This window comes from Streptomyces sp. YIM S03343 (assembly GCF_054729195.1).
This window is the reverse complement of the sequence record NZ_JBPUKX010000001.1, coordinates 7,461,521-7,473,045: the sequence shown is the minus strand read 5'-3', so window position 1 is coordinate 7,473,045 and position 11,525 is coordinate 7,461,521. Positions and strand designations below refer to the sequence as shown.

The 11,525-nt window shown below is 69.2% G+C and carries 11 protein-coding genes; all 11 read right to left on the bottom strand.

The annotated features are described in order from the left end of the window. Positions 1-81: 81 nt before the first annotated feature. The 11 genes from ACSYGN_RS32975 to ACSYGN_RS32925 all read right to left on the bottom strand — a co-directional run bounded on the left by ACSYGN_RS32975 (position 82) and on the right by ACSYGN_RS32925 (position 11,504). Positions 82-2,937 (bottom strand): DEAD/DEAH box helicase, encoded by a 2,856-nt coding sequence (locus ACSYGN_RS32975; protein ID WP_460402154.1) that lies wholly within the window; start codon positions 2,935-2,937, stop codon positions 82-84. Between the two features lie 83 nt (positions 2,938-3,020). Next, on the bottom strand, positions 3,021-3,971 hold the full coding sequence (gene tatC / locus ACSYGN_RS32970) for a twin-arginine translocase subunit TatC (RefSeq protein WP_460402152.1): 951 nt from the start codon (positions 3,969-3,971) through the stop codon (positions 3,021-3,023). A 47-nt stretch (positions 3,972-4,018) separates the two neighbouring features. Further along, complete coding sequence (tatA, locus tag ACSYGN_RS32965; protein WP_460402150.1) at positions 4,019-4,303, bottom strand: Sec-independent protein translocase subunit TatA; 285 nt, start codon at positions 4,301-4,303, stop codon at positions 4,019-4,021. Positions 4,304-4,561: 258 nt separating this feature from the next. Next, positions 4,562-4,756: a hypothetical protein gene (locus ACSYGN_RS32960; protein ID WP_460402148.1), complete on the bottom strand. Its 195-nt coding sequence runs from the start codon at positions 4,754-4,756 to the stop codon at positions 4,562-4,564. Between the two features lie 31 nt (positions 4,757-4,787). After that, positions 4,788-5,117 (bottom strand): hypothetical protein, encoded by a 330-nt coding sequence (locus ACSYGN_RS32955; protein ID WP_460402146.1) that lies wholly within the window; start codon positions 5,115-5,117, stop codon positions 4,788-4,790. Continuing rightward, positions 5,114-6,181, bottom strand: coding sequence for a helix-turn-helix transcriptional regulator (locus tag ACSYGN_RS32950; RefSeq protein WP_460402144.1), 1,068 nt, complete (start codon positions 6,179-6,181; stop codon positions 5,114-5,116). Before ACSYGN_RS32950 ends, ACSYGN_RS32955 begins: the two co-directional genes overlap by 4 nt. A gap of 22 nt (positions 6,182-6,203) precedes the next feature. Beyond that, positions 6,204-7,181, bottom strand: coding sequence for a helix-turn-helix transcriptional regulator (locus ACSYGN_RS32945; protein ID WP_460402142.1), 978 nt, complete (start codon positions 7,179-7,181; stop codon positions 6,204-6,206). Between the two features lie 135 nt (positions 7,182-7,316). Beyond that, positions 7,317-7,688 carry an FKBP-type peptidyl-prolyl cis-trans isomerase gene (locus ACSYGN_RS32940; protein WP_460402140.1) on the bottom strand — a complete coding sequence of 124 codons (372 nt, stop codon included), beginning with the start codon at positions 7,686-7,688 and terminating at the stop codon, positions 7,317-7,319. A gap of 61 nt (positions 7,689-7,749) precedes the next feature. After that, entirely contained in the window at positions 7,750-8,748 is a 999-nt protein-coding gene (locus tag ACSYGN_RS32935; protein ID WP_460402138.1) for an FKBP-type peptidyl-prolyl cis-trans isomerase, read from the bottom strand. Between the two features lie 125 nt (positions 8,749-8,873). Further along, entirely contained in the window at positions 8,874-10,235 is a 1,362-nt protein-coding gene (pafA, locus tag ACSYGN_RS32930) for a Pup--protein ligase (protein WP_460402136.1), read from the bottom strand. Positions 10,236-10,244: 9 nt separating this feature from the next. Then, positions 10,245-11,504, bottom strand: a complete 1,260-nt coding sequence (locus ACSYGN_RS32925) for an MFS transporter (RefSeq protein WP_460402134.1) — start codon at positions 11,502-11,504, stop codon at positions 10,245-10,247. Between the last annotated feature and the right edge of the window lie 21 nt (positions 11,505-11,525).

The following is an 11,525-nucleotide window of genomic DNA, read 5'->3' as shown; positions in this document are numbered from 1 at the left end:
GGGGTACCTCCCTGTTCGAACGGAGTTGAGAACTTGGGGGAGCGACCAGCCACAGTCAACCCGCACCCACCAGACGACAGGTCACCCCACAGACGAGTAAGCCACCACGCCCCGCAGCAACTGATCAACCGCCTTACGCGCAACCCGAGCCACGCCAGAGCCCTCCGCAGGAGACGGCGCGGAGGAAATCTGCCCCAGCACATCGATCACCTGCTTGCACCACCGCACAAAGTCCCCCGCCGGCATCTCCGCCTCGCGCAGCACCTCGTCGAGCCCCTTGCCCTCAGCCCACATGTACGCGGCCCAGGCGAACCCGAGGTCCGGTTCGCGCTGTCCGACACCCTCGGACTGCTTGATACGGAACTCCTCCTCCAGCCCGTCGAGGCGTCCCCAGATGCGGACCATCTCGCCGAGCGCGGCCTTGGCCCGGCCGGAGGGCACCTTGGGCGCCATGGCGTCGTCGGCGACCCGGGACTCGTAGACCAGCGCGGAGACACAGGCGGCGAGTTCGGAGGGCGAGAGGCCCTCCCAGACGCCGGCGCGCAGGCATTCGCTGGCGAGCAGGTCGAGTTCGCCGTAGAGCCGCGCGAGGCGTCTGCCGTGCTCGGTGACGTCGTCGGCTCGCAGATAGTCGAGTTCGGTGAGGAGGGCGACGATACGGTCGAAGGTGCGGGCGATGGTGTTGGTGCGCCCCTCGATGCGCCGCTCCAGCTGGGAGGTGTCGCGCAGCAGCCGGTGGTGGCGCTCGGCCCAGCGGGCGTGGTCCTCACGGTCGTTGCAGCCGTGGCAGGGGTGGGCGCGGATCGCGGTGCGCAGCCGGGCGATCTCGCGGTCGTCGGCGGCCTGGGAGCGCCGTTTGCGCTGCCGCTCGGGCGGGATGTGCCCGGCCTTCGTGCGCAGTGCGGTGGCTAGGTCGCGGCGGGACTGCGGGGAGCGCGGGTTGAAGGACTGGGGGATGCGCATCCGCTCCAGCGGCTCGACGGGCACCGGGAAGTCGATGGACGCGAGGCGTTTGACCTGCCGTTCGGCGGTGAGGACGAGCGGGCGCGGGCCGTCGTGGTACTCGACGCCGCGGTGGCCGTTGGAGCGGCCCGCGGGCAGCCCGGGGTCCAGCACCAGGGCCAGCCCGGCGTACTTGCCGGTGGGCACGTGGATGACGTCGCCCGGTTTGAGCTTCTCCAAGGCGACGGCGGCCTCCGCACGGCGCTGGGCGACTCCCTGGCGGGCCAGTTCGGTCTCGCGGTCCTTGAGTTCGCGGCGCAGCGCGGCGTACTCGTCGAAGTCGCCGAGGTGGCAGGTCATGGACTCCTTGTAGCCGGCCAGGCCCTCCTCGTTGCGCTGCACCTGCCGGGAGATCCCGACGACCGACTTGTCGGCCTGGAACTGTGCGAAGGAGGTCTCCAGGAGTTCACGCGAGCGGTGCCGGCCGAACTGCTCGACCAGGTTGACCGCCATGTTGTACGACGGCTTGAAGCTGGAGCGCAGCGGATAGGTGCGGGTGCCGGCGAGTCCGGCGAGGTGCTCGGGGCTCATGCCGCGCTGCCACAGCACCACGGCATGGCCCTCGACGTCGATGCCGCGGCGGCCGGCCCGGCCGGTGAGCTGGGTGTACTCGCCGGGGGTGATGTCGGCGTGCTGCTCGCCGTTCCACTTGACGAGTTTCTCCAGCACCACGGAGCGGGCGGGCATGTTGATGCCGAGCGCGAGGGTCTCGGTGGCGAACACGGCCTTGACCAGGCCGCGTACGAAGAGTTCCTCGACGACCTCCTTGAACGTCGGCAGCATGCCCGCGTGGTGGGCGGCGATGCCGCGTTCGAGGCCCTCCAGCCATTCGTAGTAGCCGAGGACATGGAGGTCCTCGGCGGGGATGGACGCGGTGCGTTCCTCGACGAGGGTGCGGACCTGGGCGCGGGCGTCCTCGTCGTTCAGGCGCAGCCCGGCGTAGAGGCACTGCTGGACGGCGGCCTCGCAGGCGGCGCGGCTGAAGATGAAGGTGATGGCGGGCAGCAGGCCCGCCGCGTCGAGCCGTTCGATGACCTCGGGACGGCTGGGCGTCCACACGCGGGAGCGCTGTCTGCGCTCCCGCTCCCGGTCCGCCTCGCGCAGGCCGCGGCCGCGTCTGCGGTCCTGGTACGAGGGGCGGCTCGCCTCCATACGGGCCAGCCGGGTCAGGTCGGGGTTGACGGCCTTCTTGCTGCCCTCGCCCTCCTCGAACAGGTCGTACATCCGGCGCCCGGCCAGGACGTGCTGGAACAGCGGCACGGGCCGGTGCTCGGAGACGATGACCTGGGTGTCGCCGCGGACGGTGTCGAGCCAGTCGCCGAACTCCTCGGCGTTGGACACGGTCGCGGACAGGGAGACCAGGGTCACCGACTCGGGCAGGTGGATGATCACCTCTTCCCATACGGCGCCGCGGAAGCGGTCGGAGAGGTAGTGCACCTCGTCCATGACCACATAGCCCAGTCCGAGCAGGGTCCGGGAGCCCGCGTACAGCATGTTCCGCAGCACCTCGGTGGTCATCACGACCACCGGGGCGTCGGGGTTGACGCTGTTGTCGCCGGTGAGGAGACCGACCTCGGCGGTGCCGTAACGGCGGCACAGATCGGTGTACTTCTGGTTCGACAGCGCCTTGATGGGTGTCGTGTAGAAGCACTTCTTGCCCTGCCGCAGGGCGAGGTGGACGGCGAACTCGCCCACGATCGTCTTGCCCGAGCCGGTGGGTGCGGCGACCAGTACGCCCTTGCCCGCCTCAAGTGCCCGGCAGGCCTCGATCTGGAAGGGGTCGAGGCCGAAGTCGTACATCTCGCGGAAGGACGCGAGTGCGGTGGCCTGCTCGGCAGCGCGCGTGCGTGCTGCCGCATACCGCTCGGCCGGTGAGAGGTCCTCTGTCATCGTGCTTTCGAGCGTACCGGGCCCCACCGACAACAGGACGATCATTATCCGGAAGATGGGACGGACCACAGCACGAACGCGAGATGCCCGCGCCCCGGAGGGGACGCGGGCATCTGGTGCCGGGCTGATCAGGTGACGTCGTCGTAGCCGTTGACGCGGTCCGTGGACGTCTGCTCGGGCAGGGCGCGGCTCGCGGAGACGGTCTCGATCTCGCCGATGTCGTCGGGGGTGAGGTCCAGATCGGAGGCCTCGTCGTCGTCGGGGCCCGACAGGTCGCGGCGGCGCCTGCGCCGGTCGTTGAGCAGCGAGAAGCCGCCTGCGCCGAAGTACAGCACCCAGATCGGTCCGGCGAGCGCCAGCATGGACAGCGGGTCCGTGCTGGGCGTGGCGACGGCCGCGAAGACGGTGATGCCGAGGATCATGCCGCGCCACCAGCCGAGCATCCGCCGGCCGCTGAGCACTCCGGTGAGATTGAGCATGACCAGCAGCAGCGGCAGTTCGAAGGACAGCCCGAAGACGATCACCATGCGGGTGACGAGCTGGAGCAGGTCGTCGAGCGGCAGCAGGTTGTCGACGCCGTGCGGGGTGAAGCCCATCAGCACCTTCGCGGTGGTGGGCATCACCTTGTACGCGAAGAAGGCGCCGCCGAGGAACAGCGGGACGCCGGTGCCCACGAACGCGTAGGCGTACTTCTTCTCGTGGCGGTGCAGGCCGGGTGCGACGAACGCCCAGAGCTGGTAGAGCCAGACCGGTGAGGCGAACACGACGCCGGCCATCAGGGACACCTGGAGGGCCAGCGTGAAGGGGGCGAGGAGGCCGTTGATGGTGATCCGCGCGCAGGGCTGCGACTTGGACGTCGACTGGGCCAGTTCCTCGAAGCTCTTCGCGCAGCCGACCGAGTCGAGGATCGGCTGCGTCAGGAAGTTGATGATGTCGTTGTAGAAGAAGGCGGCGACGGTCGTCACGACGACGACGGCCAGCATGGCCTTCGCGAGCCGGTTGCGGAGCTCACGAAGGTGATCCGCGAGAGGCATCCGCCCCTCGGGATCCTTCTCCTGCTTGCGGGCAGACTTGAGCAACCCACGTCCTCATCTCGTGCGGCGGGCCGGGGGCGTCCGGCCCTGCGTCAGCGCTGGGTGGTGTCCGTCGGCTCGTTGACCGGGCGGGCGCTGTTCACGTCGCCGGGGGCCGCCTGGATGGTGCGCTGGGCGGGGGGCTGCTCGCCGGTGCCGGGCGCCGGGGCGGGCGTGGCACTGCTGCTCTCTTCCTTCATCGCCTTGGCCTCGCTCTTGAGGATGCGCGCGGACTTGCCGAGCGAGCGGGCCATGTCCGGAAGCTTCTTCGCGCCGAACAGCAGGATGATGACGACGAGGATGAGAATGATCTCGGGGGCTCCGAGCCTTCCGAACATAAGTCTTTACCTTCTCACCGAGGCGGCTGGGTGGGCCTGTCCGACCGGTCGGACATAGGTATGAACTGCCGTGTCAGCAGCGATCGTAACGCTCAGGGGTAAACGTGAGGCAATCCCTGTGCGTACGCCCGGTCAGCGATACGGGCCTCGATCTCCGCACCACGACCAGCAGCGTACCCGCCGGTCGGGCGGGGAGACAGAGCACGGCGGCCCATGACACGCCCCGCCTGGAACTCACAGGTCATGCACAGTGATCGGTCACAGCGAGTCCACAGTCCGCGCCGCGCTCACCGCGGCCCGCTCCAGGTCCTCGGCGGCACGGTTGATACGGCGCGCGGACTCGGACACCTGTCGGCCCAGGCGCCGTGCCTCCACGAACACCCGGACGGCCAGCACACCCAGGACGGCGAGACCCAGGAACCCCAGGGCCACCGCGAACATCGGCCAGAACATGCCCCGAGCCTAACGGCACCCGGGGCTGCGGCTAGACGGCCGAGTGCAGGCGCAGGGTCCTGACGCCGCCGCCGATGAGAAGTTCGACGATCCGCTCGCCCGCCGGCTTGCGCACCGCGGATCCGCACTCCGGGCAGGTGAAGGAGTAGAAGGTGGTGCGGCTGGTGGCTCCCACGGCCAGCAGCAGAGCGCTCGCGGCGAGTTCGAAGCGGCCCCGGCACTCCGGGCAGCCCGCCCTGAAGACGACCGGCGAGACGGCTCTCATCCCGGCGAACGCCGCCGCCACCGACAGGCCCCGCACCGCGGTCGCCCCGGGCACACCCGCCACACCTGCCACACCAGACGTCGCCGACTCGCTCAAAGTCCCCGCTCCTGTCTGTCGTACAGCCTGTCGTGGACCCCGTGGCCACCGCCACGGACACCCCCCGGCGTGCCGGACGCGCCGTCCGGCTCATACGCGGCGAGCGCCGCGCGGGCCGCGTCCCGGGCGCTGGCGGCCAGCTCCGGCGGGGACACGATCCGCCCGTCCCGGCCCAGCCGCAGCGCCAGACGCCTCAGCGACGCCGGGTCGGGGGTGCGAAGAGTGATACGCAGCCCGCCTTCGGGAAGCTCATCCGCGCTGTCGTGCGGGTAGTACTCGGCGACCCAGCGGCCGCCCGGACCGACCTCCACGACGACCTCCGGGTCCTCCGCCGCGGGCTGCACCAGCGCCTGCGACAGATCCCGCAGCTCGATCTCCGGCGGCGCCGACGCCTCGTCCAGCACCCGGATCTCCGCGACCCGGTCCAGCCGGAACGTACGCCGCGCCTCCGAGCGGTAGCACCACGCCTCCACATAGGTGTGCCCGACGCTCACCAGCCGGATCGGGTCGATCTCCCGCTCGGTGACCTCGTCACGGGCCGGGGAGTAGTAGCGGATCCACAGCCGACGGCGCTCGGAGATCGCCCGGTCCACATCGGCGAACACTCCGCCCTCCGACTCGAACGTCACCGACAGCCGGGAACTGGCCCCGGCCGCCTCCCCCGCCGCCGCCTCCACCTTGGCGGTGGCGCGCAACAGCGCCTGCCGGTCGCTCTCCCTGAGGCCCGGCAGCGTCGCCACCGCGCGCGCCGCCACCAGCAGGGCGGTCGCCTCGTCGGCGGCCATCCGCAGCGGCTCCGCCGCCTCCGCCTCCAGGGCGGACGGGTTGTGCCACCAGATGCGCTCACCGTCCGTGTCGATGTCGAGGAGATCACCGCCGCGGAAGCTGGTGCCGCACATGGGCAGCACATCGAGGTCGCCGACCAGCTCGTCCTCGGTGATCCCGAAGGCGCGCGCCACGTCCTCGATACGGGCCCCCGGCCGCTCCCGCAGATATGTCACCAACGACAGCATCCGCCGGGTCTGGTCGATGGCGTTCGCTGGCCTGACCGGTTTGCCTGCCACAGTCTCGTCCGCTCCCCCTGGCTCAGGCCCCGGCCACCGCGCGCAGCCGGTCCACCACGTCGTCCCGCAGCTCGGCGGGCTCCACAACAATCACATCCGGACCGAACTCCACCAGCCAGGCGTCCAGACCGTGCCCGTACGGAACATCCAACTCGTCCCAGCCGTCCCCCAGTTCCCGCACAGCGGTGGCTTTCGCCCGAAGGGGGTAACCGGCACCCTTGCGCATCCGGATCCGGGCGCTGCGGTCGGTGATCTCCCCCGCCCACCGCGCCACCGTCTCCCGGACCGTGACGACATCGGGCACCGGCGCCGTGAACCGGGAGGCACGCGAGCGCACCTTGCCGGCGATCCGCGACAGCCTGAACACCCGCTCCGCACCCCGGTCGCGGTCCCAGCCCGCCAGATACCAGTGGCCGCGCCAGCACTCCAGCGCCCACGGCTCCACATGCCGCGGCCCGGGCTCCGCCGCGTTCGCCTTGCGGTAGTCGAAGACCACGGAACGGCGGTCGCGGCAGGCCAGCATCAACGGCTCGAACGCCGCCTCGTGCACCGGGATCCGCGGCTCCAGCGCAACGTGCACCTCGTACGGGTCGACTTCCTCGGGAAGCCCCGCCGCGCGCAGCTTCTGCAACGCGCCGCTGGCCGCACCGGCCAGCCGGGCCTGCTGCCACACCTTCGCGGCAAGACCCAGCGCGGCGGCCTCCTCGGCGTCCAGGGCGATCGGCGGCAGCCGGTTGCTGTCACGGCGGGCGAGATAGCCGACGTCGCCGTCCAGGTTCTCGACCGTCTCGATGACCAGGCCCAGCTCGCGCAGATCGTCCTTGTCGCGTTCGAACATCCGGTTGAACGAGTCGTCGGACCCGGGACCGCCCCGCTCCGGTCCGAAAGCCTCCATGTAGGCCTCGATGGACTCGCGCAGCTCACGCTTGCTGAGCGGCCGCCTCGTCCCCAGCAGACACAGCGCCAGGTTCATCAGCCGCTCGGCCTTGGCAATGGCCATCGACGCCCTTCGCCTTCCCTATGGTGCTTACGACCGATGACCGTACCGCTCCCCCGCGCCCCGGCAAAAGCGGAGGGCCCGCACCCCGAAGGGCACGGACCCCCAACACCCGCTACGGGCCGGGCCGCGCGGCGGTCAGACGGCCACCAGGTCGACCACGAAGATCAGAGTCTCCCCCGGCTGGATCGCCGGCGTCGGGCTCTGGTTGCCGTAGGCGAGATGCGCCGGAATGGTCAGCTGGCGGCGCCCGCCGACCTTCATGCCCTGCACACCCTGGTCCCAGCCCTTGATGACACGGCCCGCACCCAGCGGGAAACGGAACGGCGTGCCCCGGTTCCAGCTGGCGTCGAACTCCTCACCCGTACTGAAGGCGACACCCACATAGTGCACGGTGACCGTCTGGCCCGCCTGGGCCACCGGCCCGTCACCCTCCCAGATGTCCTTGATCTCAAGGTCCGCCGGGGGCTCGCCACCGGGGAAGTCGATCTCGGGCTTCTCCATGTTCACGTCTTTCAGCTCCTGCTAGTCCACGGAAAGGCAACAGAGGACCAGTCTTACATCCCCCACCTCACATCGCCGCCAGGACATCGACCGAGAACACCATCGTCGAGTCCTTCTTGATCCCGCTGTTCGACGGCGGATTGTTCCCGTACCCCAGGCTCGGCGGCACCACGATCAGCACCCGGCTGCCCACCTTCTTTCCCGCCAGACCCTTCGCCCAGCCCTTCACGACCCGGTCCAACGAGAACGACGTCAGCGCCCCCCGCGCATACGACGAGTCGAACACCGTCCCCCCGTCCCACAGCACACCCTTGTACTGCACCAGCACCGTACTGGTCTCCTTCACCACCGGACCGTCACCCTCGATGATGTAGGTCGCCACCAGGTCCTTCGGCGCACCGGTCTTCGGGATGTCGATCGACGGCGCCGTGCCGTCCGTGTTCGTGCCCACCTTCGGCAGTTTCGCGTCGCTCTGCGCGACCACCTTGCCCTTCGCCGAACTCCGCGCGTTGAACGCCGCCTGCACATCCGCCACGAACACCAGCGTGTCCGTCCCCTTGATCCCCACCTGGGCATAGCCCGACGTCCCGTAAGCCCACGTGGGCGGCACCGAGAACAGCACCCGGCTGCCCACCTTCTTCCCCACCAGCGCATACCGCCAGCCGTCGATGATCGTGCCCTGCGCCAACTGGGTCAGATACGCGGTCTTACGGTCGTACGTGTTGTTGAACACCTTCGCCGTGTCCCACACCTGCCCCAGATAATTCACCTGCACATAGTCGTTCTCCGCGATCGAACGACCACCACCCGCGATCACCGTCTTCACCGCCAACTGCTTCGACGGCTCCCCCGGCCCCTTCGCCACCGTCGGCTTCTCATTGAACTTCACACCCGCCGTGATCGCCGGAAGCGGCCCCTCCACGATCTTCGGAGGCGGCGCGGCCGACGTCGCCGAAGCCGACGGCGACGCAGTCGCCTTGCTCGATCCGGACTTCCCGTCACCACACCCGGCGACAACAACCAGCCCAGCAGGAACAGCGGCAAGAAGAAGAGAGCGACGGCGCACGATCAGGCCTCGTAATCGATCGATCTTGTGAATGGGTGAGCGCAAACTCTACGACGTGAGAAGGGCGCCGTACCGAAAACGTACGACGCCCGCGTTGCGTTCCGGCGTCACCGCCGACGTACCCCTCACATACCGGCGATCAGCTTCTCCACCCGGTCGTCCACCGAACGGAACGGATCCTTGCACAGCACCGTCCGCTGCGCCTGATCGTTCAGCTTCAGATGCACCCAGTCCACCGTGAAGTCCCGGCGCTGCTCCTGCGCCCGCCGGATGAAATCACCCCTGAGGCGCGCCCGCGTCGTCTGCGGCGGAACCGACTTCCCCTCGAAAATCCTCAGATCGTTGCAGATCCGCGCCGCCTGACCCTTGCGCTCCATCAGGTAGTACAGACCACGACGCCGGTGGATGTCGTGATACGCGAGGTCTATCTGCGCCACCCGAGGATGCGACATCGTCATGTTGTGCTTCGCCCGGTACCGCTCGATGAGCTTGTACTTCATCACCCAGTCGATCTCGGTACCGATCCGGTCCAGGTCCTCCGTCTCGATCGCGTCCAGCGTCCGGCCCCACAACTCCAGGACCTGCTCCACCGTCCCCGTACGGATCCCCCGGCGCTCACAGAAGTCCACGGCCTTCTCGTAGTACTCCCGCTGCACCTCCAGCGCCGACGCCTCCCGGCCGCTGGCCAGCCGCACCTTACGACGGCCCGTGATGTCATGACTGACCTCCCGGATCGCCCGGATCGGGTTCTCCAGCGTCAGATCCCGCATCACCGTGCCCGCCTCGATCATGCGCAGCACCAGATCAGTCGCACCGACTTTCAGCAGCATCGTCGTCTCGGACATGTTCGAATCGCCCACGATGACATGCAGCCGGCGGTACCGCTCCGCATCCGCATGCGGCTCGTCACGCGTATTGATGATCGGCCTCGAACGCGTCGTCGCCGACGACACACCCTCCCAGATGTGCTCCGCCCGCTGACTCACGCAGTACACCGCACCACGCGGCGTCTGCAGCACCTTCCCCGCACCGCACAGCAACTGCCGCGTCACCAGGAACGGGATCAGGATGTCCGCAAGCCGGGAGAACTCCCCGTGCCGCGCCACCAGATAGTTCTCGTGGCAACCGTACGAGTTGCCCGCCGAGTCCGTGTTGTTCTTGAAAAGGTAGACGTCGCCCGCGATTCCCTCCTCGTGCAGGCGTCGCTCCGCGTCCACCAGAAGCCCCTCGAGAATACGCTCCCCGGCCTTGTCGTGCGTGACCAGTTCGGTCACATTGTCACATTCCGGTGTCGCGTATTCCGGATGTGACCCCACGTCCAGATACAGCCGGGCCCCGTTCCTCAGAAAGACATTGCTGCTCCGACCCCATGACACGACACGGCGGAAGAGGTACCGAGCCACCTCGTCAGGCGACAGCCGACGCTGTCCCCTGAACGTACACGTGACGCCGTACTCGTTCTCCAGCCCGAAAATGCGGCGGTCCATGACTGAACATTACGCCCGATCCCCCGACCTGAAACGGGGTTCGGCGGCACGATTTGGATCATTTTCCGGTGAACCCGCAACCACCCCACCCCCACCAGGAACACCCAGCAACCCCCCACCCGCCACCAGAACCAGCAGACCGGCCGCCCCCGCAGCACCCGGCACAGCGAACCCCCACACCGCACCACCCGCCTGAACCACCGGCCCCGCCACCCCCGTCCCCAACGACGCACCCACCGTGAACGTCGTCACCAACCACGAAAAAGCCTCCGTCACCGTCCCCACCGGAGCATGCCGGTCCACCAGCACGAACGCACACGCGATCGACGGCGCCAGAAACACCCCCGCCACCGCCGCCAGCCCCGACATCGCCACCGGACCCGGCATCAGCGTCAACGGCACATAACACACCGCCAGCAACCCCACCAGCACCCTCAGCCGCCGCTCCGGCGCACCCGACCAACGCCGCGCCCCGTACGCCGTACCACCCACCAGCGCACCCAGCCCCAGCGACGCCATCAGCCACCCGTACACCACATCGCCGCCATGACCGTCCGCATACGACACCGCCGCCACCGTGATCGCCCCCAACGCCACCCCCACACACAGGAACGCCCCCAGCAGCACCAGCAGACCCCGCGAACGCAACGCACCCAGCCAGTGCGCCTCACGCGGCGCCGAACGCCACGCCCGCGACGGCGGCGACACCACCACCGACAACGCGCCCAGCACCCCCAGCGCACTCAGCGCGATCAGCGCCACCCGCGCAGACCACAACGACGCACCCAGCGTCAGCAGCAACGGGCCCACCGTGAACAGGACCTCCTGCGCGACCGCATCCAGCGCATACGCCGTCTGCACATCCTCCTCACCGCCCAGCACCGACGGCCACAGCGCCCGCAGACCCCCCTCCAGCGGCGGCGCGAACAACCCCGCCACCGCCGTCGCCGCATACGCCACCGGCAGCGGACCCACACCCGAGAGAGCGAACACCGTCGTCGCCACGGCCGACACCAGCGCCGCGGGCAACTGGACCCTCGGCTGCCCGTACAGATCCACCAGCCGCCCCAGCACCGGCTGACCCACGGCATTCGACACCCCGTACACCGCGGCCAGCACCCCCGCCAGCCCGTACGAACCACCCTCCGCACGCACGAACAACACGATCGCGATCGCCGCCACCGCGTTCGGCAGCCGCCCCACCAACGTGCCCACCAGCAGCCGCACGGCATGCCTCGCCCTGAGGATCTCCAGGTAACCCGCGGCCATCATCCGCCCTTCCCATGCCCG

Coding starts and splice junctions, on each gene's coding strand:
- ACSYGN_RS32975 (WP_460402154.1), bottom strand. CDS start 2,937: ATGATCGTCCTGTTGTCGGTGGGGCCCGGTACGCTCGAAAGCACGATG.
- tatA (WP_460402150.1), bottom strand. CDS start 4,303: ATGTTCGGAAGGCTCGGAGCCCCCGAGATCATTCTCATCCTCGTCGTC.
- ACSYGN_RS32960 (WP_460402148.1), bottom strand. CDS start 4,756: ATGTTCTGGCCGATGTTCGCGGTGGCCCTGGGGTTCCTGGGTCTCGCC.
- ACSYGN_RS32945 (WP_460402142.1), bottom strand. CDS start 7,181: ATGGCCATTGCCAAGGCCGAGCGGCTGATGAACCTGGCGCTGTGTCTG.
- pafA (WP_460402136.1), bottom strand. CDS start 10,235: ATGGACCGCCGCATTTTCGGGCTGGAGAACGAGTACGGCGTCACGTGT.
- ACSYGN_RS32925 (WP_460402134.1), bottom strand. CDS start 11,504: ATGGCCGCGGGTTACCTGGAGATCCTCAGGGCGAGGCATGCCGTGCGG.